General features: G+C 50.9%; 24 protein-coding genes. 15 read left to right on the plus strand and 9 right to left on the minus strand.

Annotated elements, in window-relative coordinates:
• Positions 1-154: 154 nt before the first annotated feature.
• The 3 genes from C5S61_RS13470 (at position 155) to C5S61_RS13480 (ending at position 3,050) form a co-directional block, all read left to right on the plus strand.
• Positions 155-1,012 (plus strand): CPBP family intramembrane glutamic endopeptidase, encoded by an 858-nt coding sequence (locus tag C5S61_RS13470; RefSeq protein ID WP_110515567.1) that lies wholly within the window; start codon positions 155-157, stop codon positions 1,010-1,012.
• A gap of 94 nt (positions 1,013-1,106) precedes the next feature.
• A complete protein-coding gene (locus tag C5S61_RS13475) occupies positions 1,107-2,018 on the plus strand; it encodes a hypothetical protein (RefSeq protein ID WP_110515568.1) in 912 nt (303 codons plus the stop codon).
• 279 nt (positions 2,019-2,297) lie between these two features.
• Positions 2,298-3,050 carry a hypothetical protein gene (locus C5S61_RS13480; RefSeq protein ID WP_124033428.1) on the plus strand — a complete coding sequence of 251 codons (753 nt, stop codon included), beginning with the start codon at positions 2,298-2,300 and terminating at the stop codon, positions 3,048-3,050.
• A gap of 38 nt (positions 3,051-3,088) precedes the next feature.
• Here C5S61_RS13480 and C5S61_RS13485 read toward each other — a convergent pair whose 3' ends face one another.
• The 4 genes from C5S61_RS13485 to C5S61_RS13500 all read right to left on the minus strand — a co-directional run bounded on the left by C5S61_RS13485 (position 3,089) and on the right by C5S61_RS13500 (position 6,651).
• Positions 3,089-3,499 carry an ADP-ribosylation/crystallin J1 gene (locus C5S61_RS13485; protein ID WP_110515570.1) on the minus strand — a complete coding sequence of 137 codons (411 nt, stop codon included), beginning with the start codon at positions 3,497-3,499 and terminating at the stop codon, positions 3,089-3,091.
• Positions 3,500-3,836: 337 nt separating this feature from the next.
• Entirely contained in the window at positions 3,837-4,361 is a 525-nt protein-coding gene (locus C5S61_RS13490) for an O-acetyl-ADP-ribose deacetylase (RefSeq protein WP_110515571.1), read from the minus strand.
• Positions 4,362-4,663: 302 nt separating this feature from the next.
• Positions 4,664-5,923, minus strand: a complete 1,260-nt coding sequence (locus C5S61_RS13495; protein ID WP_054534845.1) for a Glu/Leu/Phe/Val family dehydrogenase — start codon at positions 5,921-5,923, stop codon at positions 4,664-4,666.
• A 50-nt stretch (positions 5,924-5,973) separates the two neighbouring features.
• Complete coding sequence (locus C5S61_RS13500; protein WP_110515572.1) at positions 5,974-6,651, minus strand: GNAT family N-acetyltransferase; 678 nt, start codon at positions 6,649-6,651, stop codon at positions 5,974-5,976.
• A gap of 207 nt (positions 6,652-6,858) precedes the next feature.
• Here C5S61_RS13500 and C5S61_RS26870 point away from each other — a divergent pair, with 207 nt between their 5' ends.
• Both C5S61_RS26870 and C5S61_RS26875 read left to right on the plus strand, forming a co-directional pair.
• The gene (locus C5S61_RS26870; protein WP_164689452.1) at positions 6,859-7,035 is read left to right on the plus strand and encodes a hypothetical protein; all 177 of its coding nucleotides are present in this window, start codon (positions 6,859-6,861) and stop codon (positions 7,033-7,035) included.
• Positions 7,036-7,101: 66 nt separating this feature from the next.
• Positions 7,102-7,278 carry a hypothetical protein gene (locus tag C5S61_RS26875; RefSeq protein ID WP_164689454.1) on the plus strand — a complete coding sequence of 59 codons (177 nt, stop codon included), beginning with the start codon at positions 7,102-7,104 and terminating at the stop codon, positions 7,276-7,278.
• Between the two features lie 38 nt (positions 7,279-7,316).
• Here the strand turns inward: C5S61_RS26875 and C5S61_RS13505 are convergent, their stop codons facing one another.
• The gene (locus C5S61_RS13505; protein WP_110515573.1) at positions 7,317-8,201 is read right to left on the minus strand and encodes an MBL fold metallo-hydrolase; all 885 of its coding nucleotides are present in this window, start codon (positions 8,199-8,201) and stop codon (positions 7,317-7,319) included.
• A 33-nt stretch (positions 8,202-8,234) separates the two neighbouring features.
• Here C5S61_RS13505 and C5S61_RS13510 point away from each other — a divergent pair, with 33 nt between their 5' ends.
• Positions 8,235-8,723, plus strand: coding sequence for a hypothetical protein (locus C5S61_RS13510; protein WP_110515574.1), 489 nt, complete (start codon positions 8,235-8,237; stop codon positions 8,721-8,723).
• Here C5S61_RS13510 and C5S61_RS13515 read toward each other — a convergent pair.
• Positions 8,704-9,132 (minus strand): methyltransferase family protein, encoded by a 429-nt coding sequence (locus C5S61_RS13515; RefSeq protein ID WP_164689456.1) that lies wholly within the window; start codon positions 9,130-9,132, stop codon positions 8,704-8,706. The genes C5S61_RS13510 and C5S61_RS13515 overlap by 20 nt on opposite strands.
• A 100-nt stretch (positions 9,133-9,232) precedes the next feature.
• On the opposite strand from C5S61_RS13515, the gene C5S61_RS13520 reads away from it, so the two are divergent.
• Positions 9,233-10,420 (plus strand): hypothetical protein, encoded by a 1,188-nt coding sequence (locus tag C5S61_RS13520; protein WP_110515576.1) that lies wholly within the window; start codon positions 9,233-9,235, stop codon positions 10,418-10,420.
• 73 nt (positions 10,421-10,493) lie between these two features.
• On the opposite strand, the gene C5S61_RS13525 is transcribed toward C5S61_RS13520, so the two are convergent.
• On the minus strand, positions 10,494-11,162 hold the full coding sequence (locus C5S61_RS13525) for a hypothetical protein (protein ID WP_110515577.1): 669 nt from the start codon (positions 11,160-11,162) through the stop codon (positions 10,494-10,496).
• Between the two features lie 60 nt (positions 11,163-11,222).
• Entirely contained in the window at positions 11,223-11,429 is a 207-nt protein-coding gene (locus tag C5S61_RS13530; protein WP_110515578.1) for a hypothetical protein, read from the minus strand.
• Between the two features lie 210 nt (positions 11,430-11,639).
• Between C5S61_RS13530 and C5S61_RS13535 the strand changes: the two genes are divergently transcribed.
• The 3 genes from C5S61_RS13535 to C5S61_RS13545 all read left to right on the plus strand — a co-directional run bounded on the left by C5S61_RS13535 (position 11,640) and on the right by C5S61_RS13545 (position 16,670).
• Positions 11,640-14,465, plus strand: coding sequence for a helix-turn-helix domain-containing protein (locus C5S61_RS13535; protein WP_110515579.1), 2,826 nt, complete (start codon positions 11,640-11,642; stop codon positions 14,463-14,465).
• A gap of 286 nt (positions 14,466-14,751) precedes the next feature.
• Positions 14,752-16,134, plus strand: coding sequence for a glycogen synthase (locus C5S61_RS13540; RefSeq protein WP_110515580.1), 1,383 nt, complete (start codon positions 14,752-14,754; stop codon positions 16,132-16,134).
• 17 nt (positions 16,135-16,151) lie between these two features.
• Entirely contained in the window at positions 16,152-16,670 is a 519-nt protein-coding gene (locus C5S61_RS13545) for a GTP-binding protein (protein ID WP_164689457.1), read from the plus strand.
• A gap of 1 nt (position 16,671) precedes the next feature.
• On the opposite strand, the gene C5S61_RS13550 is transcribed toward C5S61_RS13545, so the two are convergent.
• Complete coding sequence (locus tag C5S61_RS13550; protein ID WP_110515582.1) at positions 16,672-18,846, minus strand: hypothetical protein; 2,175 nt, start codon at positions 18,844-18,846, stop codon at positions 16,672-16,674.
• A gap of 538 nt (positions 18,847-19,384) precedes the next feature.
• On the opposite strand from C5S61_RS13550, the gene C5S61_RS13555 reads away from it, so the two are divergent.
• From C5S61_RS13555 to C5S61_RS13575, 5 genes are all read left to right on the plus strand, one after another.
• Entirely contained in the window at positions 19,385-20,686 is a 1,302-nt protein-coding gene (locus C5S61_RS13555) for an RAD23 family protein (protein WP_110515583.1), read from the plus strand.
• A gap of 105 nt (positions 20,687-20,791) precedes the next feature.
• Positions 20,792-21,154, plus strand: a complete 363-nt coding sequence (locus tag C5S61_RS13560; protein ID WP_110515584.1) for a DUF1294 domain-containing protein — start codon at positions 20,792-20,794, stop codon at positions 21,152-21,154.
• 524 nt (positions 21,155-21,678) lie between these two features.
• Entirely contained in the window at positions 21,679-22,752 is a 1,074-nt protein-coding gene (gene thrC / locus C5S61_RS13565) for a threonine synthase (protein WP_110515585.1), read from the plus strand.
• A 146-nt stretch (positions 22,753-22,898) separates the two neighbouring features.
• Positions 22,899-24,335: an aspartate kinase gene (locus tag C5S61_RS13570; RefSeq protein ID WP_110515586.1), complete on the plus strand. Its 1,437-nt coding sequence runs from the start codon at positions 22,899-22,901 to the stop codon at positions 24,333-24,335.
• A gap of 262 nt (positions 24,336-24,597) precedes the next feature.
• Complete coding sequence (locus tag C5S61_RS13575; protein WP_110515587.1) at positions 24,598-26,190, plus strand: ankyrin repeat domain-containing protein; 1,593 nt, start codon at positions 24,598-24,600, stop codon at positions 26,188-26,190.
• Positions 26,191-26,244 lie beyond the last annotated feature (54 nt).

Below are 26,244 nucleotides of genomic sequence, written 5' to 3' on the forward strand. Positions count from 1 at the left end.
GGTTGGCCATATGCTACGCCGCCTATCATACGCGCTTTTTGCTTCGCGTTGGCAGCTTGGCTTTTGCGACAGTTCTACAACAAACTTGTGATTGGTTTATGACAGCTGGCACCTATGCTCAACGTAGGCATTTTTTGAACGTAGGAGCAGCGCTGTGAACCATTCGCAATCAGCCCAATCAGCCAAATCAGGCCCAAAACTGATCACATTTTTACTCATAACCAGCGTGTTGACCACAATATGCTACGCTTTTTTAGTTGGCCCAAATCCTCAAGCGGCGTTTGGCTTAGGCGTAATTTTTAGCCCAGCGTTGGCCGCAATCAGCACTCAATTATGCTTTGAACGCAATTTAAAAGGCTTAGGTTGGAAAATCGCACCAGCCAAGGATTTATTGTTGAGCTATGGCTTACCGTTGGGTTATGGCTTGCTGGTGTATGGCGTGGTCTGGCTGAGTGGCATTGGCAGTTTTTCGTTGCAAGCTTTGGCAACGCAGGTTGGTTTAGCCACGCCGCTGACAATCGGCGCATTCTGGGCCTATCTTGGCGAAACGGCAACTGTGGGAATTTTGCGCTCGGCCTTGCTCGCCTTTGGCGAAGAACTGGGCTGGCGTGGTTTTTTGGTGCCAGAGTTGCTGAAACGCTATTCATTCGCCGCAACCGCAACCATCAGCGGCATTATTTGGGCAATGTGGCATTATCCAGCAATTTTGCTGGTCGAATACAACAATGCAGGTGCGCCGCTGTGGTTTGGCTTGCTCTGTTTTACCGGTTTAGTCATCGGCCTGAGTTTTGTGATGACATGGCTGCGCATGAAAACAGCCAGTGTTTGGCCCGCAGTGCTGTTGCATGCCAGCCATAATATTTTCATCCAAACCGTTTTTAATCCACTAACCAGCAAAAATAGTGTCACGCCGTATGTGATTGATGAATTTGGGCTTGGCTTGGTACTCGTGGTGAGTGGTTTGGCCTTAGTATTTTGGCGACGAGGCGCGCACCATGATACAACGTTATAAGTAATATATTAAAAAACTAAATACATTTGTTAGGTAAATAACCCCAAGCTATAGTATTATCGTCACAACGGAAGCTTATGCTGAGGGGAGCGCTATGTTTTTCAAACGAGAATTGAGCCGATTCATTGGGTGTATAGGATTGTTGGTTTTACTTAGCAGTTGTGCAACCCAAGTATCAAATACTGCTTGGTATAGATCTGGGCGCTATGCAGTGCAATTTATTGGATTAATTAGCGCGAAAGCCCATGACGTTGTGCCAATTCAGCTCGCATTTATTGATGTTGGCGAACCGCGCCGGAGCAGCGAAATCCAATTCAATCAATTAACCTTGTTGAGTGATAAAGGTGAATTATCCACCCAATCAGTCACGCTTACGCCATCGCCAGCCACAACTAACTATCGCTTTTTCTCAGTGTTGGCGATGCTTGATGGGCTTGAGCCAGGTATGTATCGGTTTAGCCAAGTGCGCTATGTTGATGAACAGCAACATGAGCAAACACTCAGCGTTGGTAATTGGGAGCTAAGCATCCTTGATTTGCCAACTGCGCCGCTCAAAATGGGCAGCCATAGCGTGCTGACGGTTGGCAAACCAGAGCGCTTTGAAGTTGAGTTGATTAATCAAGCCGATCAAGCGATTCGGCTGTTTGATAGCACGATCAACAGCTCGACCTATCCGCTTTCTGCAAGCCTGCATTTGGCGCAAGATGGAGCTACTGCGATGCAACCAGTGCTTGGTGATGCTCCACCGCAGCCGATTCAACCTTTATCCAGCGTAACAATTGAGCTTCAACCGCAACAAACCCAAACCATTTTTTTTCAACTGCATGGAATCGAGCAATTACCAACTGAGTTTTTAGTCATTCAACCGCTGCTGAGCTATCAACAAGCGCAAAACCCGCGCCAACAATTCATTTTGCCGCTCCAAGTTTTCTCGCCGCCATTTCTTGATGATGGGGCAGTGCTGAAATACCTTGATTTCTTACCAGTTGGCGCTTTCCATGAGTAAATGATTGATTCAATCGCCAAAGTAAGCTTATTTGAGAAACAACGAAACAGCATTGTTCGTATTGTTGTACGATACTAAGCATTGATATGTATGTTACGGAGAGTGAAGATGCTTTTCAAACGCGGATTAGGTCGATCGCTACAGTGTATCGCGTTGTTGGTTTTGGTTTTGCTCAGCAGTTGTGGCCAGCAAACGGCGGACGTGGCTTGGCCTAAACCCGGGCGCTATGCAATCCAGTTTGTTGGGGTGATTACCGCGAGCACCCATGATCTTGTACCAATGCAACTAGCATTTATTGAGGTAGGCGACCCATGGCGTACAAACGAGTTACACACCCAAATAAATAACTTAACTATGTTGAGTGATAAGGGTGATTTAACCGTTCGCAGTGCAACCTACTCGCCACCCACCCCAACCTCACCTGACTATCGGTATTCTACAGTGAAGGTAAGTCTCAACGAACTTGAACCAGGAACCTATCGATTTAGCCAAATGCGCTATCGTGATGAAAATAAACAAGAGCACATAATCACGATTGGTGATTGGGAATTGATCATTATTGATTCGCCACCAGCACCACTTAAACCCGATTATCTTAATGTGATAGGAGGAGAATTCCGAGACCATTTTAGTGTTACCTTAGCAAATACAAGCACGCAGATGATTCAATTGTTTGATACACCAATCAAAAGTTCCAAGTACCCAATTTCATCAACGCTCCATTTGGCTCAACAGATATATGATGGGAGTGGTTCACCAGTTCCTGTTCCTGCGAACAAGCCATCATCATCAAGTGTTTCGAGCATTGATATTCAGCCACAACAAAACCAAGCTATTGCTTTGCAACTATATGGGCTTGAACAATTACCAAGCAAGTTTGTGGCAATTCAGGCGGCAATTGAATACAAACAGGGTCAAGCCCCTAGCCAAATGTATATTTTGCCATTGCAAGTGTTTTTACCTCCCTTTGAGAACGATCAAGCGATTAAGCAATACCTTAGTACATTGCCAGCGGATGCTGCTCATCAATAAAACAAGACTCCTACCTATTTGGGTAGGAGCCTTATTCGTTATAAAACAGGCGAGATAAAAGTTGGTAGCTCGGTCGTGGGGTTGACCATGCCGCGAAAAAGTTTGCCATAGAATGCGGCAACAACTTTGATGTGGCCAAGAATGCGGGTATTGAAATTGTGGAATTCTTCGCTTGGCACTAAAAGCTCGCGATGGCGGCGGCGCAGGCCAACCGATTTCACCGCAAATTGGCGCGCATATTGCTCGCTAATTTCAAATTCGGCCACAAAACCTGCATAGCCAGCATCAACCTCACGGGTTTTAATATCTTTGGCTATGTGACTCGCATAATCCAAGTTGAGAATTGGATAGGCAATTGGTGGCTCGGCCAATTGTGCTGGGAATGAACGATAGCCCGCTTGTGCAATTAACGTTAATTCTTGTAACCCAACAGGTCGATACAGGATCATTTGCTTGTCCTTTCCCTTGTGCCACCAAGGCATGCTTGTCAGAAGCTATAACGTAGTCTCAAAAGGTCTTTCTGGCTGAAATTTATTCCACATCTATTTAGATACAGATTAGGCTTTAATTTTGCATGAGAAACGCTGATAAATCAAGGGATTTTTGGCCCCAGTTTGGGTTAGGTCAGTACTACAAGAATGACGGGAACGCTATTTCGAAACCTTCCTAGCTGTCCATATCCCGCAGCCTAGTACTACGTCTGGTACTTGTTTGGGTTGAGTAATCTGGCTGTACCCTATAACTCTGTACCATGGCTTATATGCTTTTGGATGCAGTTAAATTTGCTTAGTGACTTGCTTGATAGGCAGCCCACGCGGTGCAGTAGGCGTGGTAAATTGCCGATTCAAAGCAGATGAAGGTGACTTTTTCGGGGATGCTGTGGGTTGTAAGGAAGTTGACAACGGTCTGAATGGCAATTGGCGCAGCTAATTCGACTGGATAGCCATAAATGCCACAGCTAATTGCGGGAAAGGCGATAGTTTCGAGTTGGTGGTTGGCGGCAAGTTCAAGGCTATTTTGATAGCAGGCGCTCAATAATTCGGCTTCTTGCTTATTCCCACCATTCCAAACTGGCCCGACCGTGTGGATGATGGCGCGGACTGGCAAGCGATAGCCTTTGGTGATTTTGGCCTGGCCTATTTCGCAACCACCTAATTGATCGCATTCGGCCTGTAATTCGTCGCCAGCAGCATGGTGAATTGCGCCATCTACGCCGCCGCCTGCAAGCAACCATTCATTGGCAGCATTAACGATTGCTGCGCCTGTAAATTTCGTAATATCGCCTTGGAGAATCTCGATCCGTGAAGTCATTGTTGTCTCCTTCTCATTATTGATCCACGAAGAGCACGAAGGGAGATTGGCTATAGGCTATAGGCTATAGGCTTTTGCAGCCACGAATTGCACGAATTTCACGAATGATGATTATTTTTTGCCACAGATGAGCACAGATTATTCAGATTAATTATTGCTATAGCCCAAAGCCAATAGCCCATAGCCTTCCATTCTGAATTTTGAATTTTGACTTCTGAATTCATCCCTCATACTTCATCCTTCATCCTTTAACTAAAATGCTCCTCGCCCATGTGCATGAGCGAGGAGCTTGTAAGCATTGATTATGGATAGATGCCACGGATTTGAGTTGCTTCGGCAACGCGAGCCACGGCAACCATATAGCCGCCCATGCGCATTGAAACTTTGTGTTTAAGCGTTTGGGCCAACACCGATTCAAAGCTATGTTGCATAATCCGTTCAAGCTTGTTGTTAATTTCTTCTTCAGTCCAGAAGAATTCTTGCAAGCCTTGGACCCATTCGAAGTAGGAAACGGTCACACCGCCAGCGTTAGCTAAGATGTCGGGTACGACGAAAATGCCGCGTTCGAACAAAATATCATCAGCTTCGGGGGTGGTTGGGCCGTTTGCGCCTTCGACCAACAATTTACAGTTGATGCGTCCGGCGTTTTCCTCGGTAATTTGGTTTTCCAAGGCACAAGGAGCCAGAATATCGCACTCAAGTTCGAGAATTTGCTGATTGCTAACTCGTTCGATGCCAGCTGCTTGGTAGCCTTCGAGCGAACGGTTTTGCTTGGTGTAGGCAATCATTTCGGGAATATTCAGGCCATTGCGGTTGTAGTAGCCACCAGAAACATCGCTGACTGCAATCACTTTGCTGCCCATGCGCTGCATCATATCGGCGGTAACGCTACCTACGTTGCCAAAGCCTTGAATTACCACGGTTGCGCCTTCGATGCGCAAGCCAAGGTGTTTGGCGGCTTCGCGAGCCACAATGCTGACCCCGCGCCCAGTAGCTTCGACCCGACCCAACGAACCGCCAACTTCAACTGGCTTGCCGGTAATTACGGCAGGCACGGTATAGCCACGGTGCATCGAAATCGTATCCATAAACCAAGCCATCACTTGGCCGTTGGTTCCAACATCGGGAGCTGGAATATCTTTTTCAGCGCCAACCAAAATGCTAATTTCAGTTGCAAAACGCCGCGTCAACCGTTCTAATTCACTTTGGGATAATTTTGTTGGGTCGACGATGACCCCGCCTTTTGCGCCGCCATAGGGAATATTTACCAGCGCACATTTCCACGTCATCCACATTGCGAGCGCGCGAACTTCATCGATGTCGACTGCTGGGTGATAGCGAATCCCGCCTTTAGCTGGGCCACGGGAGACGTTGTGTTGCACGCGATAGCCGCTGAACACTTGAATCTCACCATTGTCCATCTTGACTGGGAAATTGACGCTTAATTCACGTTGCGGGACGCGTAGAACTCGACGCAAGCTTTGGTCGAGATTCAGCTTTTCAGCAGCGAGATCGAATTGACGCTGAGCGTTCTCGAATGCGTTGCGATGAGAGTCAGCCATTGACTTGTTCCTTTCTAATTGATCGCCTTTGATCAAAAGAGGCTCCTCGGTTATGCGGAAGTCTCTCTAAGATTATACGACATATAAATCCAGCGGCGTTCACCGAGAAACAGGGCGTTCCACCATGAGCGGCGCACCTGGCCCTCGCTAAAGCCTAAATTACGGTATAAAGCGCGAGCGTTATTGTTGGAGGCACTAACGTATAAGCCGAGTTTGCGTTTGCCAAGCTCACGCGCAATCGTCATACTATGCTGCATCATGGCTTGAGCTATCCCCCGGCGGCGATAGCGTTCAGCAACCGCAACGTCGCTAATAAAACCTTCATCCCGCCCAATCCGATGGTCGATTTGGGAAAGGGCGTGGACAGCGCGAAACGCACCCCAAGCACCAAGCTCGCGTAAAAACGCTTGCTCAACCAAGCCAACATCATCTGGGCGCATCTCGATGGTGCGCAAGGTAATTGTGCCTACAATTTCGCTGCCAGCTAACATGACATACATTCCCTGCAAGCTGCTTGGCCCTTGCATTTGATGCGATTGATGTAAGGCCGCAACGCCGCGTTGCACCCCGCGCTTGCCAAAAGCCGAGTTAAATTTATCGGCAAAAGCGAGCGCTTGCAATTGCAGCATTGGCCCAAGATCATCCATCATGGCCGGACGAATCGTCAAAGCCAAGTTGCCTACTTGGAAAGGCACCGTTGCACGGATTTGCGGTGATGGTACAATCATTGATATTTTCCAAACAAAAAAACCGTGCAACCTGCACGGATGATTGGAGCGTACCACAATCAACGTTGATCCGGCACGTTAGCTAGGCGCATTCTACACCCGCTCGGATCGCTCGTCAAGCACTATTGGTCGGATTGACGGGCTAGGCGTGGGTGAGCTCTGCCGCTTAGACCACGAATTAACCGGAATACTATAGGAGGATTGTGTATGTCACTGTTTTGGATTGGCTGTTTCGTTATTTTGGGCTTGATTACGATTAGTGGCTTGATTATGCTCCTGCTCAAAATTGGGGTCGTTGTGCAAAAAGCTGGCGAAGCACCCCACATCGATCATGGTAATTATTCGATGGATCAAGGCCGCGAGGTTAAGGCCGAAGATCAATAAACTCGCAACAGCGTACTGGGAAAAACCAGTACGCTGTTTGTTTAATTGCAGGCTGGAGAATGCACAATGCCAATTATCATCGCGATTGTTGCTGGGTTAGGCTTGGTTGGTTTGGCCAAAGCAATTTCAAAATTGTGGCAACGAGCTAGCATCATCGTTCAAAAAGCCAAAGAGCCACCACATATCGATCAACTGGATTATTCGCTCAACGATGTCCATGAGGTTAAATCTGAACAAACCTAATGCCGAGCGTGCTGTATTTGCTACAGCACGCTTTTTGTTTAATAGATTGACTCAACTTCGGGCAGCGCCAAGCCTGCCAAAAATGCCGCCATTATTGCATGGTGATCTTCGGTTAATAGATTATTGAATTGTTGGCTAATTTGGGCCAGAATTAGCTCAGGCTCAGGGCCAAACTGCATCACAATTGTGCCAATTTGGCGCAAAAGTTGGGCTTCGGCCTCGAATTCAGCCCGAGTTAGCGGCTGGCCATGGTGGCTTGCACAATAATATTCTGCAGGCAAGGCCAATAAACGCTCCAACAAAGGGAAAAGTTGGCTGCTGGTTAAGCGTCTTGCTCCATGATAGAGGTCATCGTAGATGCAATCGCCCAAAAATACCACTGCTTGGCTTGGAACAAACACAATCATGGAATCGTGGGCATGATCGCCACCAACCACGATTAATTCGGCGACACAAGCACCTAAATCAAGGGTTAATTGCTGGGCGATGGTGGTGGTTGCTGGCACAACCTGCAACTGGCTGCGCTCGGGCATTTCGGCCTTGATCATATCGCGGCAAAAGGCGATTTCTAAGCCAGTCTCAACCCGTTGATCCAATGCCGTTTCGCTCCAATCGAGGGTTGCCAACACGCGCAAAATGCGGTCGGTTTCCTGCGAGGCGTAGCTTGGCAAGTCGAGGGTGGCCATACCAAACACATGATCCCAATGCCAGTGCGTGATGGCGAGGCTGGTTGGTTGTGGCAAGCCTTGGGTTTGCAACGCTTGGCGTAATAATGCAACGTGGGCGGGCGAATTGCCTGCATCAATTAATAAACACTCACGATCACCAACCACCAAGCCCAACATTGGGCGATCGGTACGGCTATCGGCAGGCAACCAGAAAATTCGTTCAGTCAGGGGTTGTAATTGATCGAGCGCAACCATTGAGTTTCATTCTCCAACAAGTGAGGCCAAATTATGAGTTCGTCGAAAACAGCTGGGCGTTTAATGCTGGCGATACTTGGTTCGATAGTGGTCTATCTGGTGGTTAATATTGGCTCAATTTTTTTAATCGATCTCCGCAAGTATCCAACCTTCTTTATTGTTGTAACGGTGCTTGGCTGTGTGGCTTTTGGGCTAGGCATTTATTTGGCGACGCGCTGGGCACTCAAGCCGCCGCGCTATCGCGAAGCAGAAAAAATTGGGCTGCTGGTGCAAGGCCGCATCGTCGATTTCGCGCCAACTGGCTGGAAACATAAACGCGCGCGCGGCTTTTCCAATCGAATAACCGAACGCGAATATCGACTACGGGTTGAAATTAATCAGCATAATCAGCCTAGCCGCCAGGTAACGCTCTATCGCTATCTTGATACTGCCCAAACGCCACGCCGCAATCAATATCTGAGCTTGAAAATTCACCCGCGCTATCCCGATGTGATTGTGTTGGCTACACCAGCCAAGGAATAAAGCGCTTGGTGCGGTGCTGATAGGCGGTGTAGTTGGGAAAACGCTGAGTGAGCAATTGCTCCTCGTAGCGTGCCTTGAGCCACAAATCGACGACTAACACTGCCAAAATCAACCAGCGCCAAAGCCGAGGATCAACCATCACCCAGGCCAAGCTACAGATCGCCAAGGCAGTGTACATTGGGTGGCGAATCCAGCGATAGGGACCATGGACGGTTAATTGGGCGGTCGCAAGCAATTCAGGCATAATCGATAAATTATTGAGCCGCATGCTGATCATGGCCCATACGCCCAAGCCAAAGCCCAGCCCAAACACAATAAACCACAAGTTTGGTACATTGTGCAACGGCGTGCTGGTAGCCAACAAGCCCAAACAGATAAATTGTAACGCCACATAGATTTTCGATTGCATACAGTTCCTTTGCTGCACAGGGTTTGCTTTGCGGCACAGCTTAGCATGAAGCGCTACAATAATCATCGATGCATATTCTTAGCAATCAAGAGAGGTAGATATGAGTGATGAGCTTGACAACATTCCATGGCACCTGATTGGCCATGCCTATGGCTATGCCACCGATACGCCAGCGCATCTGCGCAACCTGACCAGTCCCGATCCGGCGGTGGCGGAGGCAGCACATTGGACATTATCAACCACTATTGTGCATCAAGAATGGGTGAGTGATGCAGCGATTGCCGCGTTTCCCTATCTTCTGCACCTCCTCTTAACTAGTTCGGGTCGTACTCGCTCATATGTTTTTGTCTTGGTGCAGGAGATTCTTGAAGGGATTGTTCCGCCCATTCCCGCCCTCAATCGTTATCACGTGTGGGATCATCTTGTTGATGATGATGACGATGAATGGGAAAATGATGATGAATCTGATGAAGCTACGAGCGATCAGGGGTGGGATGTGGATCAAGCGGAAGCACTGGTCTATCCATTAGCCCTGGCGGCGTTGCCAAGCATCATGCCATGGCTCCATGATGCCGATCCGGATCTGGTGCATATAACCCTGCTGATTGTGGCATGTTGCTTAGCCAAGGATGGCACGCACTGGTCATCCATTCAACTCTACGCGGATGCCGAATCACGTTCCACCTTCCGCGCAGCCTACCCCTATTTGGCATGGTGCAGTGGCCATCCTGCTGCGCTCGCATGGGTGGACGAGACAGCAACCCATGCAGCAGACCCGCTTGTTCGCTTCACGGCAACCTCGGTGCTTGCCCGCTGGGCAACGTCAATGCCGGACGTTCGCTATCAATGGTTCATTGAGACAATTCTGGGTCATGACGCAGCCTTTATTGCAGCCTATCGTCGTGTCCCGATGACCAATCATTATTGGCTTGATTGTGGCAGCGTGTTGTATGCGCGATCGTTTGCCGAGCGTGCACCAGTTGCCGCCGCATGGTTGGCATCCCTGCGTGCCGAAATGAGACCGCTGTGGGATGATGATTACCTCGCCTTGTTAATCTTGGCCTTTGGCGTAGTCCGCTATGTGCCAACGCTTGAACGCATGGATCTCCATGATCAGGTCATGCGATGGATGGCCCACAAAGCCTTTGCAACGGAGAAAGGGGAGGATTATCTCCCCCTGCGGATCTTGCGCGATTTTGGTCTGCCATGGAGAGCCGCCGCCATCAATGGCTTTTTAGGCTTGCCGAATGCAGAGCATGCTGGGTTTGCTGAACATACCAATGCTTGAGTTGGCTAAATAAATGCCCCAGCCAAGCATTTGTAGCAAGGCTGGGGCGCAACATTAATGCTTCATTCTATACTTATTCGCGATTTTGTTGCATCATCCAGCCGCCAGCTGTGGCTGCACCCAAGGCCAAGATTGCCAAGTAGAAGCCAAAACTGAAGCCAGCATCAATTTCTGCAAAGCCACTATTATCTGGCTTTGTGATCAAGCCGCCAATTAAGGCCATAACCAAAACTGCTGCATTGGCAATAAAGACTGCTTTACCGAAGGTTATATTGATAGTGCGTTGGATAAGCGGATAAATATGTTTGCCAAAAAGTGGTGCAATTAAGCTGACGAGAATAGCACTGAGCAATAGAAAGCCGAGCGACGGCAAGAAATCAGTTATACCATTCACTGTTTCATTGACATTAACAAGTGTGGAGCGCACGTGATACCACGGCAAGAAATAGCTAATCCAGGCTACGAGGCCACCGCCAATTGCCAAACGCCGCCCTTGCGATAATCCCTTAAAGCCACTTACCAATTGATCGCCGCTGGGCACCACAAATTGGCCTTGGGGTTGGGTTGTTGGCCCTTGGGTATAGGGCTGGTAGGGTTGATACGGTTGTTGTTGGTCGGGTGGTGGTTGATTATACGGCTGATAGGGTTGTTGCTGCTGATTGGGCGGCGCTTGGTTATATGGTTGATACGGTTGTTGATTGGGATCAACTGGTGGTTGGTTGGAATATTGATCATTGCTCATGGAATGTTCTCCATCGATAAAGTCTAGCTTCTCATTGGATAAACTAGACCTTGCTGTGAATTACCCAATTGGGTCTGGCTCGGCATCAAGCGTGCCAAACGAATCTGCGTGATTGCTTGCAGGTTGAATGCTCTGCTGATCATCGGACGGCTGTTCAGGGCTGGTTTGTGGCTGATGATTTGGTTGATCGCTAGCAGTTTCTTGCCATGTGATAGTCGTGGTAATCGTCGTAACCGTGGTTACTGTGCGGCGCACAATTCGGCGCATTGGGCAACTCCTTTGGTCTAGCTGCTCAAGCTCGTTTGCGCACTAGCATAGCAAACTCAAAGCTGCAAAATATGACAATTCTTACCAAGTAGCTGCCCTTTATTGAAACAGGTAACGAGAACTCCTCGCAATACGTACTCCTCATGCTCAATGCCCCATGAATGACAATTTAGTAACTTGACCACTTTTCACGCCATTGAGGAGGCTTTTATGCCAGCAGTTAAGCTCGATTCGTTTGCGACGTTCGGTGCGCTGCTCCATTTTCTGCGGCGCAGAGCACGGCTAACTCAGCGCGATTTGGCAATTGCCACGGGCTATAGTGAGGCCCATATTTCGCGCTTGGAAAATAATCAACGCTTACCCGACCTGACTAGCGTGGTAGCATTAATAGTGCCAGCCCTCGATCTCAATGATGATGCAAGCAGTGTGGCGCGTTTGTTGGAGCTTGCAGCAGCAGCCCGCGGCGAAGTTTTGGTTGGCGCAAATGTCACGCTGAGCAAAAAAATCGAGCAACAGCAGAGCGAACTTGGCTTGCTTGAGCTGCCACCACCGTTGCCGCTTTGCTTGATCGAACGCAAGGCCACGAGCCAACTCCAACAACGTTTAGCCAGCGAGCGCTATTTGATGGTTAATGGCCTAGCTGGGGTTGGCAAAACAGTGATCGTTAGCCAACTAGCCCAACGTTGGGGCGAGCATTGCTTTTGGTTTAGTTTCACCGCCACAATTAACCTTACAAGCGAGATTGTGCTGCGCCAATTAGCGCTGTTTTTGCTAAGCCACGGCGCTGATCAGGTTGAACCGTTGCTGTATCTACCCAATGATGGTGAGGTTGGCTTGAGCTTCGAGCGCCAGCTAGCGCTCTTAATCCATGGCTTGCAGCACATTCCCGCCCTGCTTTGTTTCGATAATGCGCAACTGCTGATCGATCAGCCACAGCTGCGCCTGATTCTTGAGCAACTGGCCCAAAAAACCAGCAGCCATATCGTGGTTCTAAGCCGTGAGCAATTCAATCTGCAAGGGTTTAGTTATTGGGCTTTGCATGGATTTGAGCCGAGCGAGGCCCAAGCTTTGCTTGCTCATTATGGCGTTGAAGCAGTCCAGCATGTGATCGAACGCACCCAAGCAAATCCTGCGTTATTGCGCTTAACGATTGGCTTATTGACCGATCGTGGTGCAGCCGCTGCTGGATTGTTGCATCTAATTGATGAGCCACAGATTGCCAGTTTTGTGCTTGAACAGCTGCTGAGCCAATTGCCAAGTAGCAGCGAACGCTTGCTAACGCTGTTGGCGGTTGCTGCCCAGCCATTGAATTTGCACGCCGAATGGCCAATGGAGTGTAGTTTTGCAGTCGATGGGCCGTATCAATGGCAACAAGCGCTGAGCGATTTGACCCGCCGTCAATTGATTGATACCCCGAGCCATGCAACTGTTTTGCCATTGGTGCAAGACTATTTGTATGCCCAATTGCGCAGCCAACCTGCGCGGCGCAAAGGCTTGCACTGTCAATTAGCCACAGCCTTGCACCAGCTTGATCCAATGCGCGCCGCCCAGCATTTTATCGCTGCCGCCGATTTTCCAGCCGCCTTGGATTGTTTGTACCAACAACGTGATCATTTGATTGATCGGGGTTTGGCGAGTGCTGCTGCGCTGATGTTGCAGACGATGCGTCCAACGCTTGAGCAGCAACATCCAACCTACGTATTGCAATGGCTCCAAACCTATGGCGAGTTTTTGATGGCCACCAGCCAAGCCAGCGCCGCCGAGGCGATCTATCGCGAGGCGTTGGTCGTGGCATGGCAGCCAACCCAACGCGCGGATTTGGTTTGGCGTTTGGCTGGCGCAATGCTTCATCTCAATCAGGCTGCTGCTGCCCAAAGCTTGCTCGAACAAACAATTACCAGCCTTGATCGCGAGGAAATTCGCTTGCATGGCTTGTTGCAGATGGCGCTCAGCAAGGCACTATTGCTGCAATCGCAATTCGACCCTGCCCGCGAAGCTGCCGCACAAGCGATTGCTTTGGCCAACCAACTTGATTCCAGCCAGCTTATGACGATTGCTGAAATTCGGGCGCGGGCTGGTGGAACGGTGGCAATTGTGCAGCAATATACTGGGGAAATCGAGGCTAGTATTCAAACGTGGCAGGCTGTGTTGGCCCAAACCAAGCTTGGCCGTTTGGAGCGGGTGCGCCCGCGGGCCTTGGCCAATCTCGCCAATTTGTACTACACCAAAGGCGATTTAAACCAAGCAGAAGCGACGATTGATCAGGCCGTAGCTGGTTTGCGCCAAATTGGCGATCTGTATGCTCAAGCGCGGATGCAACACACCCAAGCCATTATTCAGTTGATGCGAGGGCTGCCGCAGCAAGCCTTGGCAACGCTCGAACAAACCTGCGTGCTCAAGCAACAGATTGATGATCAACAAGGCTGGTTTAATTCGCGCAACCAAATGGCAATAACTTTAATTGCTTTAGGCCAAACTGAACAAGCACAACACATGAGTAGCCAAAATTTGCAGCTACTTGGTGCTGCTGGCGAGCCACTATTTCGCGGGGCAATCCTCGATACGGCGGTGCTCTGCCAGCTCTTAGCTGGCGATTTTGCCGCAGCGCGGCAGGGCCTTGAGCAGCTTGCGGCGTTAGCAAATGCCCAACATACGAGTGGCCTGCACATGGCTTGGCAACGCCACACGCTGCTGTTGAGTTTGCTCGCTGAAGGTGCTGATCAGGCTCGCAACCTCTTGAGCCAAAGCGTGCCACCAGCAGGTAATGGCGAAGCTGTCCTTGATTATGCATGTTTGGCGGCACTGATCAGCCACGCAAACGGCGATCAAGCAACTGCCCAGCGTGAATGGCAGCAACTGGTTCAGCGAGCAGCGATCACTGGCTATGAATATTATCGCATTGTGGCCGAAGCCCAATTGCATGCACCCAGCAATGCTAGCGTGCAACAACGGGTGCTCCAGCTGCATCAACCATTCGCTGCGGTTGGTTGGGAGTACCCAGCGCTGGCGCAGGCAGTTAATTGTACTGGTACATGAGGTTAACCACGACCTAGTTCCCTCACCCCAACCCCTCGCCCATCCGATGGGCGAGGGGCTTGGGCACCATGGTTCTGCGCAATGTGGGGTACAAAATGGGTGCTCCCCTCTCCCGCGTTCAGTGGGAGAGGGGCTGGGGGTGAGGGCATGATCTTGAGTGCCAATCCAATGAACCAGTACAGTTAATCGCTGGTAACAAACGCGATCTTCTATCAAGCCAACTGAACGAGTATAATGCAGGCAAGCACAGGATGCCCTTTCCTGTTGCGAGCGCAAAGGGGCAACCATGAAGGTCTTGTTTCTGGCAGCGGAAAGCGTTCCATTTGTCAAGGTTGGGGGGTTGGGCGATGTGGCGGGTGCATTGCCAGAGGCACTTCGCCGCCGGGGGCTTGATGTTCGGCTCGTGATCCCACGCTATGGCACGATAGACCCTTTGCGCTGGAATTTGGGGCAGTTACGCGATAATTTCCCAGTTCGTTTGGATTGGCGCACGGAAGAATGTCAACTTTGGGCCACTGCCGATCAACACACCTGGTTTATTGAAAATCAATATTTCTTTGGCTCGCGCACCACGATTTATGGCCATGGCGATGATGATGTGCGTTTTGGCCTCTTTTGCCATGCTGCCCTCGAAGCTTGCCGCCAGATGGATTGGTGGCCTGATGTGATTCATGCCCACGATTGGCATGCAGCCGCCGCAATTCGGATTGCTTGGGGCAATGCTGCAAGGCCTGCCTTGGTCTTTACAATTCACAATTTGGCTCATCAAGGGCGCTTTGCCAACGACGCTTGGCCCTTGGTTGGGGTCTACGATGCCTTTGGCGACCTCAATTTGATGGAGCAAGCGCTCTATACCAGCGATGTCATTACCACCGTCAGCCCAACTTATGCCGAGGAAATTAAGCGCGCTGAATATGGCTTTGGGCTAGACCATATGCTGCGCGAGCGTTCCGATCGCCTAATTGGCATCTTGAATGGGATCGATCCACGCCACTTTGATCCAGCAACCGACCAGCATATTGCCCAACCATTTAGCCTTGATGATCTAGCTGGCAAGGCGGTGTGTAAAGCAGCGCTACAACGTGAGGTTGGCCTGCCAGAGCGGGCTGATGTGCCGTTGGTGGCGGTCGTTTCGCGGCTCGATAGCCAAAAAGGCATCGATCTGATTGTGCAAGGCCTCGGCCAAATTATTGCTGACACCGATGCGCAACTGATGGTGCTTGGCTCTGGCTATGGCCCCTACGAAGATGCCTTTCGCGATGCCAGCCGCGCTGCGCCCGATCGGGTTGCAAATTATATTGGATTTAATGCGCCCTTAGCACAACGGGTGTATGCTGGGGCTGATATTTTTCTCATGCCCTCAGCCTTTGAGCCATGCGGCTTGAGCCAAATGATCTCGATGCGCTATGGCACGATTCCGGTGGTGCGGGCAACGGGCGGCTTAGTCGATACCGTGCCAGATATGAGCCAACCAGAAGGCGTTGGGGTGGTTTTTACTGACTACAACGTTGAGTCCATGCTGCATGCCTTAGGCCGCGCCTTGGCCGCCTATCGCTACCCAAATGATTGGAGCTATTTTATGCGGCGCGCTATGAGCCACGATTTTAGCTGGGATACCGCCGCAACGCGCTACGAAGATGTTTACCGTTGGGCGCTGAGCTTGCGCTAAATGAAAGGAGCATTCCTGTGGAACCATTTAAGCTCGTGATCACCGGAGCCTTTAACACGGGCAAAAGCACCTTTATTCGATCATTATCGGATATTGCGGTTGTCGATACCGATAAAGCCACCTCATCGCCCGACGAGCAACGCGTCAAAGCCAATACCACTGTTGCAATGGATTATGGCCGTGTGGCGCTTGATGATTACACGTTGCGCTTGTATGGCACGCCCGGCCAAAATCGTTTCGATTTTATGCGCGATATTTTGGCCAGAAACATGGACGGCTTTTTGGTGCTTGTCGATCTTTCGCAGCCTGCTACGATCGACGATGCAGCAACAATTTTGGCTCAATTCCGCGACCATGGCGAGGTGCCATATGCGGTTGTGGCCAATAAAAGCGATTTAAACACCGTCATCAGCCAAGCTGAGCTGCGCCAACAATTGAATCTTGCGCCCGAAATCCATATTTATTTGTGCACGGCGACCGATAAAAATTCAGTGCGCGAAGTGGTGCGACGCTTTCTGCGTGATGCCCACAAATAGTTCAATGACCCAAGCCAACTTGCTCAGGCTCTTGATTGAGGCTGGGCGAGTTGGCCCGCCCCAACCAGCGTCCAAGGGCCAATATGCCCGCTAAACTGCCCAGCAACCCCAAGCAGATCCACAAACTGCGCCCTTGGAAATTGCTCACTTGACTGCCAAACCAGCCATTGCCAAGCAGCATGCCAAGCCGTGATAGTTCTAATGGCTCGTTGGAGAGCAAAATTGCGCTCAGCGGCAGCTCGGCAATCGCCGGATAGCCCCGTGGAATCGCATAGGTGACATAACGCGCCATCAGGGCTAAATTCCAGCAAGCTAAACTTGCAATCAGGCCAATTGCTGCGCTCGGCCAGCGTCGCCAGCGTTGAAGCAACGCCGCTACGCCCCAAGCCAAACATGGCGCAATCGTAGTCAAGCGGCGCAAGCCAAAGGCCCCGCTCCCATGCCAATCTGGCAAGCGCGAAATATACACGAGATAGATAATCACCGCTGCCAGATAGGGCCAGGCGTGGCGCTGGCGTAGGCTTAATCCAAGCCCCAGCAAGCCAAGCACATAGATTGGAGTCCACCAAAGCATGCCATAGAGCGAGCCAACCAACATCGGCCAAAGCTGGCTGCTGCGCGGCGTAGCAAAATTTCCACCCTGCGGAATCGTCAGCCACGAGCCATAGAGCAAGCGCCACATTGCCAATTGCGGCAACACCACCAGCAGCCCAGCTAGCGCCGCAAGCAATACGCCTTTGAGCAAATCTGGCCATGCAAGGCGTTGTTTGCCAACCAGCAAGGGCCAAACAATTAGCGCTGGCAAAATCAGCACCAACGCGCCAATCCAATAGCTGACAATGGTTGCGCCCATGGTTAGGCCAAGTTGCGCCCAACGCCCAAGGCTTGGTTGCTCGCGCAAACGCACGCTGGCCAGCGCCATCAGGCTCACGCACGCTGCCGAAAGGCTGTGGGCATAGGCTCCTTGAAACAAGCTGTAGTAGAGGAGATTACTTGCCAGATAGACACTGATCGTTGCTAGGGCGGCGATTTTGGGGCTAAATTGGCGGCGCAACAATGCTTCGCAACTCAATATAAAGATCAAGCCAGCCAAGGCGCTGCCCCACGTTGTGAGCGCTAAATAGGGCTGACTATAGCCATCGCTTGGCCAACCGCCGAGCAGCGCGCTGCCATGACCCAGCCACCACAGCGGCGCAAAAGCCATGGCTGGCCCAACGCTCCACGGGTTGGCGGCATAGCCAGTTTTGGTAATTTTCACGCCGGTGTTGAGTTCAAGCGGGGTTTGGCTGAACTCATTGCTAAAGTCAAAATCGTGGTCAATTCCCGCTGAACGCAGATAGGCATAATAGCCCACGCCATCATATTGCACGGTTGGAGTCCACAAACAAACGGTCGTAATCAGCCAAATTGCAACGAGCAGCCAACGCCAATTGACTGCTCGTTGCCAGCGCTGCCAGCCATACCATGCTCCTGCCGCGAGGGCAGCGACCAACAAAAATTGGCTTAAACTACTGATTGCCGCCCGATTTAACCAATTGCCCGACCAAGCGAAAATTGCCAAGCCTAGGCTCAAACCGGTTCCAAGCAAGGCAACCCAATGGCGCGCAAGCCCAAGGCTCAGCAACATTGTCACAGCACAAAGCAGCAACAAATTGCTAGCATTGAATGGAGTTGCTGCCCGCAAACCTGCCCAGCCAGTTGCGCCAAGCTCTTGCCAACTCAAATTGCTCAACAATAAACCCAAAGGTCGGCCATTTTGCTCGCTCGGCTGATTGATGAGGTTAATGTGCTGCACATCGTCAGGTACAAACAAACTGAGTTGGCGTAGCTCAGGCTGCATTGGCAAACTCAAGGCTTGGGTTTGCTCAAATTGCAGGCTGGTGGGGCTGAATGGGGCTAAATATTCAAACTGCACCAAGCGCGAATGCGACCCATTTGGCCAGAGTGGCAGCTCTAAATTGCCATTGCTCCAGCGATAGCTACGACTGGTGGGGCCGCTTGCGCCTGGCAAGGTGCTCGATTGTTCAAGGCCATACAAGCCGCCAACGCTGGTTGCGCTATGCTGCAACACAGCTGCTTGGCGGGTTGGTTGTGCGTTGGCCCACCAACCAATAATTAGCCACAACAGCAACAATGGCAGCAGACTTCCCCAACGCGAGCGCAAACCAAGCAGCATAATCCACCTATCAACAAATCGAGCTTATCGCTTCTAAGCAGCCAATTATAGAGCATTCGCGCGAGGTTTTGGAATCCAACACCTGCTAGTTAACGGGACTGGCTCAGCCATGTTTTTGTGCCCAACTCCTAGCAAAAGGGTGAGTAACAACGGTTTTTTTGATTAGTACTCGTTACTCAATTAAATCAAGTTCATGCTGATTGGAGTAATACGGTTAATCAATAAATTACTCCATGAGTTAATGAATACATTAGAGTAAAGAAACTATTTTTTATAAGTAAAATCTGAAATAATTGTTTTAATTACTGATTTAATAAATATTCTATTGATAGAATAGTTTTTTAATTAATCAAACCTTACGAAGAACCTTACGAACAAAAATAACCCAAGTACTACTTAAAGATAGTTCCTTTATCACAAAAAGATCACGCTCATGTTGAACTAGCTATTACAAATTGATGACATTATACTAGCTAGTAGTATATTATTTGGGTTAATTTATTATTTTTTTAACTAATTTTTATTGTAAGGAGTTCTTATGACCCCGACACTGCGACGATGGACAACACGGGTTGTACTACTTGCAACAATTTTGGCTGTCGGTGGGCCAAGCGCCACGTTTGCTAACGTGAGCAAAGCCGAAACCGCAAGCGTTGATACGGTAACTGAGCCAACGCTTGAGCCAACCGCTGAACCTACGGCAGAGCCAACTGCTGAGCCAACAGTTGCCCCAACCGCAACCACCGCACCAACTGCTGTGCCAGTCTGTAACCCAAAAGTTGATCTTTCGGGCTGGTTCTCAAGCAATTCAGTTGGCAAAATTCAGAATAAATCAACCACATGTTCCTACAATGTGGGCATGGCTTCATATGAAAAAATGGATGAAGTGATTGATCATCAAGTGATTTATTCGTGGGATACTGGCCGCGTTGGGCCAAACTCAATTTTGGCCTTGAGTGTTGGCGTACCTGCATGTGCCGCCCAAATCGACTTGTTCTATGGCGCAGTCTTGCACTCGCTCGATGGCCAACGCTATGGCGAACGTTTGATCACTGCTCGCCACACTGGCGGCACCAACTATTGTGGTGTAACGCCAACGGTCGAGCCAACCCCAGAACCAACCACGGTTCCAACGGTCGAGCCAACCACGGTTCCAACGGTTGAACCAACCTTAGAGCCAACGCCAGAACCAACAGTTGAGCCAACCCCAGAACCAACCACGGTTCCAACGGTCGAGCCAACGGTCGAACCAACCACGGTTCCAACGGTTGAGCCAACGCCAGAACCAACGGTCGAACCAACCACGGTTCCAACGGTTGAGCCAACCGCAACCGCAGTGCCAACCAACACGCCAGCGCCAACGGCGACCAACACGCCACTGCCAACGGCAACCAACACGCCAGCGCCAACCGCGACCAAAACACCAGCGCCAACCGCGACCAAAACACCTGCACCAAGTGCAACTAGCACGCCTGTTGGCAAGAATTGTAGCTATACCCAAGGCTACTGGAAGAATCACCCAAGTGCTTGGCCAGTAACAACCTTGGTCGTTGGCGGCGTAACCTACAACCAAAGCCAATTGATGGCCATTTTCAACACGTCACCACGTGGCGACACAACCTATATCTTGATCCATCAATTGATTGCTGCCAAGTTGAACACCGCTCAAGGTGCAAATGGCAGTGCGATCAACGCAACGATTGCCGCCGCCGATGCTTGGTTGCAACAATATCCATTAGGCAGCAAGCCAAGCGGCACAGCAGCCAGCACTGGCAACAGCTATGCTACCCAATTGGATCGCTACAACAACGGTTTGATTGGCCCAGGCCACTGTAACTAATTCACAAGCTGCTCGCTGTTTCAACGGTGGTGCTTCGGGAATTTTCCTGAAGCACCACCGTTTTTCGTTATAATAGCCTGCATCGTTTGGAATTGAGGTTGAACAATGGCGCAACGTGGGCGAATTCCAGCAGGTTTAGGCCATTTTCTAGTGGCGTTTGGTTTAGGTGCGGCGTTTAGTTTGGGCTATAGCTATGGCCTAATTGGGCTGATCGTTATTTCATTCATCACGCTGATCGTTTTTATTCTTGATAAGCAAAAATCGCAAGGCCGCAGCCGCCGAATTGCCGAACGCACGCTGCTGTGGTTTGTGGCGGTTGGCGGAACTTTGGGGGCGGTGATTGGCATTTGGTTTTTTCGGCATAAATCACAGAAAACCACTTTTTTGCAAGGTTTTTGGCTGATTGTTGGCTGCCAAGTCGTTGGCGTATTGGCGATTGGCTTGGTGCGCAACTTGATTTTAAGTTGAAGAGCATAGAGCATAGAACATATGGCTCTTGGCTATAGGCTATAGGCTATCGGCAGTTCATTCGTGGAATTCGTGGAATTCGTGGCTAAAAAGCCTTCGTGATCTTCGCGTCCTTCGCGGTTCCGATCCTTCGTGTCCTTCGTGGAGCGAAATGTTAACGTAGCGGCGCAGAGAACCGAAGGATGAAGGATGAGGGATGAGGGATGAAGGGGTTTGGGATGAGGGGTCGGGGCTGGCGAGAACCCAATCCTAAAAATCTGTGCCAATCTGTGGCTAAAAAATACAGCTTCGTGCAATTCGTGGAATTCGTGGCTAAAAAGCCTTCGCGATCTTCGCGTCCTTCGCGGTTCCGATCCTTCGTGCTCTTCGTGGTCTTCGTGGATCAAAAATCAATTCGTGAGTATAAAACTACCAATCTTCAGTAACTAACTCAACAATAATCTAAATATGCTATAATCAGCGCTATCGGCGATGATGCCCTTTTCCGCATTGGGAAGGGGCTTTTTTTGTAGGATACACCAGCTATGAGTCAGCTAACCACCCATGCTTCGGCGGTGCCGTTACTCGAACGCTACCGTCAATTTTTGCCGATCACCGCCCAAACTCCGATTGTTACCTTGCACGAAGGCAACACTCCATTGATCAATGTGCCACGCTTGGCCGCCCATTTGGGCGTGCGCGAATTGTGGCTTAAACTCGAATCCATGAATCCAACTGGTTCGTTCAAGGATCGCGGCATGGTGATGGCAATTGCCAAGGCTTTAGAAGCTGGCAGCAAAGCTGTTGTTTGTGCCTCAACCGGCAATACCAGTGCTGCCGCCGCTGCCTATGCCGCCCGCATGGGCATGGAATGCGTGGTGGTCGTGCCAGCAGGCAAAATCGCCTTGGGTAAATTGGCTCAAGCTTTGATGTATGGAGCCAAATTGCTGGTCATCGAAGGCAATTTCGACCAAGCCCTCGATATGGTGCGCGTTTTGGCCGAACAACACCCCATTACGTTGGTTAACTCGGTCAACCCCTATCGTTTGGAAGGCCAAGCAACTGCTGCCTACGAAATTTGCGATGTGCTCGGCGATGCACCCGACTATTTGGCCTTGCCGGTGGGTAATGCTGGCAATATTTCGGCCTATTGGATGGGCTTCAAACGCTATTACGAAGCGCATCGCTCTGAAAGTTTGCCCAAGATTTTGGGCTTCGAAGCCACTGGTTCAGCAGCAATCGTACGCGGCGAACCAATTGCCTATCCCGAAACCGTGGCAACCGCGATTCGGATTGGCAACCCAGCTTCGTGGCATTTGGCCGTCAACGCCCGCGACGAATCGGAAGGCACGATCGATCATGTCAGCGATGAAGAAATTTTGGCTGCATGGCGCGATCTTTCTGCGCTCGAAGGCATTTTCTGCGAGCCAGCTTCGGCTGCGGGGGTTGCAGGCATTCGCAAACTCTTGGCGACAGGCAGCATCGATCCTAATGGACGGTTTGTGGCGGTGATTACTGGCCATGGCTTGAAAGATCCCCAATTGGCCGTCGACCAGTTCTCGGTTCCGCAGGCCATCCCTGCTGAATTGAGCGCCGTGGTGGCAGCCTTAAATTTGTAATGGCGCGGTGAGAGTGAGTTGGTTTTGACGCTATTGATTTAGCCACATGCTGGCGCTTGAGCAGCAACTGAATTGCTGGGGGCAAAAAGTTGTTGAGTTGCTGCTCGCCTGCACGGTGGATTCAATTTTTTCATTTGGAGCATGTTATGCGTTTGTTAGTGACGAAATTTGGTGGTACGTCGGTCGGTTCAGCCGAAGCTATTCGTGGCTTAACTGCAATCACTACCACTAATCGCACTACATGGGATCATGTTGTTGTGGTGGTGTCGGCCCTCAGCGGTGTCACCGATAAGTTGTTGAATATTGTGCGCGTTGCCCAAACGACGGGCGATGCTGTGGCAGTCGCCGCTTTGCACGATGAGTTGCGCCAACGCCATCATACGGTCATTGGGGAATTACTCGATGCAGAACAAGCAGCCATCCAAACTGAAATTGATGGTTTGCTGGCTGAATGTGCCCGTTTGTGCGAAGGCGTGCGGGTTTTGGGCGAATTAACTCCGCGCACGCTCGATGCAATTGCTGGCTTAGGCGAGCGTATGAGCGCCCGTATCGTCGCTGCAACTTTGCGCAGCCAAGGCGTGCCAGCCCAGCATTTTGATGCAAGCGATCTGATTGTGACCGATGATCGCTATCAAGATGCTTCGCCGTTGATGGCCGAAACCATCGAGCGCACCACCGCAGCCCTTGGCCCAAGCTTGGAACAAGGCATCACGCCAGTCGTGACCGGTTTTATTGGCGCAACCTTGGCTGGAGTCAAAACCACGCTTGGGCGCGGCGGCTCCGATTGGAGCGCGGCGATTTTGGGCGCAGCCCTCGAAGCCAGCGAAGTCTGGATTTATACCGATGTTGATGGCGTAATGACCGCCGACCCACGGATTGCCCCCGATGCCCATGTGATCAGCACGCTTTCCTACAATGAAATTAGCGAATTGGCCTATTATGGCGCGAAAGTGCTGCACCCCAAAACAATTCGGCCTGTGGTGGAGCGCGGCATTCCCTTGCGGGTCAAAAATACCTTCAATCCTAGCCATGCTGGCACGGTGATTGTGGGCAAAACTGCGCCAATTGTCGGTGCCATCAAAGCAGTCACGGCGATTCACAACCTGACCATGATTACGGTGGCAGGGCGCGGGATGTTGGGCGTGCCTGGCATCGCTGCTCGCACATTTGGCGCTGTGGCGCGCGAAGATGCCAGCATTTTGATGATTTCGCAAGCTTCTTCCGAGCAGAGCATCTGTTTTGTAATTCCCGATGGCGGCGCAAAACGAGTTGTTGAATCGCTCAATCAAGAGCTGGCGGTCGAATTAGAGCGCCGCGACATCGACACAATTGCGCTTGAAGAAGGCGTTTCGATTATCACGGCAGTTGGTGCTGGTATGCGCGGCACGACGGGCGTTGCCAAACGGGTATTTAGCGCAATCGGCGATGCAGAAATTAATGTGATTGCGATTGCCCAAGGCTCATCCGAATGTGCAATTAGCTTGGTGGTTTCAGGCGATAGCGCCAAAGCTGGGGTGCGGGCAATTCACGCCCTGACCTACCGCGAAACAATCAATGCCCAACATCGCGCACCCTGCGAATAAGCATTTTTACGCTCAGGCTTACGTAAGGCTCTTGGTGATTGCGCCACGGGCCTTTCCCCTACCAATTATTCCTTAGTGTGTTGGTCTGCGCCTGCGCAAATTACTCTAAATTACCAAACGGCCATGATCAAGCAGATTGATCATGGCCGTTTTTACGTTTACTCAAGAGCCAAGCATTACAAAACTAGGCTTTGACGGGCGTATTTTGATCTCGTATAGTTGAACTCCCCAAATCGATGAATCGAGCAGAAAAGGAGTTTCAATGGATAATCTGACGATCGAAGCGCGGCTATTCGAGGCACTTCGTTCAGGTCAAAGCTCAAGCGTTAGCGCAATGCTGGCGGCCCAGCCAGCGCTAGCAACTATCAGTTTCAAGCCTACTAATCTTGCAACTGCTGGCAATAGCATGCCTGCGCATCCTGAGCAATATGCCGATGCGCCGCTTGGCCAAACTCCGCTGCACCTTGCTGCTTGGAATGGCGAGCAGCGTTTGGTTAAGCAACTGCTTGAGTTAGGCGCTGACCCCAATGCCCGCGATTTGCATGGCGCGACTCCGCTGCATGCAATGGTGCGCTGGGTCACGCGGCCAGACATTATGAGCATGTTACTGGAACATGGCGCTGAGATTGATGCTATTGATGCTGCTGGTCAGACTGCGCTGCACTTGGCTGCCAGTTGTATTCGCCGCCCTGGCCATCAATGGGGCAATCATCGCGATCTGGCCAATTTTCTGATTGCGCAGGGGGCGGAGGTCGATATTTTCTCAGCGATTATCCTTGATTTCCCTGAACAGGCCGCAACGCTGCTCCAAAACGATCTGACCTTAGTCAACGCTCGTACCACTGGCAATCAGACCCATCCGCCAGCAGCCACACCCTTGCACGTTGCTGCCGATCGTGGCAACTTGGCTATGGTTGAGCTGCTGCTTGAGCAACATGCCGATCCAAATAGTTTGGATGCTCATGGTCGCCCAACATTCTATTTGGCTGCCCACGCCGCTGGAACCCGCAAACAACAAGCAACGCCTGAACTAGCAGCCCGCTTGTTGGCCGATAGCAATGTTGCGCCAATCTTGGCTGCTAGTTTGCTTGGCGATGTTTCGGCCTTGCGCGATGTGTTGGCGAATGATGCTAGTCAAGTTAATGTCGCTGACCAAGCTGGATATACTGGCTTGCATTTGGCAGCATGGAATGGCCAAGATAGTGCGGTGGCTGCGTTATTGGCCCATGGTGCTGATGTTGCTGCTCAAACCAAACGTAACCAAACGGCGCTGCAACTGGCGCTTGCCTATGGCCACAATGCAACTGCTGAGATTTTGTTGAATCATGGAGCAAGGCCCGATGCATTGAGCGCTGCAATGCTTGGGCGCGTCGATCTTTTGGAATCTTTGCTGAAGCACAATCCTGAAGCTGGTCGCACGCCCAATCGCTATGGCCGCACGCCATTGCGGCTGGCAGTTGAGCGCGAGCATACGGCAGTTGTGGAGTTTTTGCTGGCCCATGACGTTAAGCCCGACCTTTGGCTGGCAGCAGGTATGGGCGATCTTGCGCAAGTTAAAGCCTTAGTCGAGGCTGATCGCCGTGCGTTGCATCAGCGCGATCAGTGGGGTTATACGGCCTTGCATTGGGCCAGTAAATCTGGGCAATTGGCGGTGCTTGAATATCTGATTGAGCAGGGAGCTGGCTTGGAGCCGCGTGGCTCTGATGGTGGCACACCGCTGACCTTGGCGCTGTGGCATGAACAAATTGCGGCAGCCCGCCTACTGGTTGCCAGCGGCGCTGATATTGATGCGCTGGACAATTGGGGGGGCTCGCCGCGCAGCCAAGTGGCTACATGTATCGGTACATCAGGTTGACCACGTTTTGACCCCTCATCCCAACCCCTCTCCCGTGCGCGGGCGAGGGGCTTT

The sequence above is a fragment of the Herpetosiphon llansteffanensis genome (genome assembly GCF_003205875.1).
Classification (GTDB): Bacteria; Chloroflexota; Chloroflexia; order Chloroflexales; family Herpetosiphonaceae; genus Herpetosiphon; species Herpetosiphon llansteffanensis.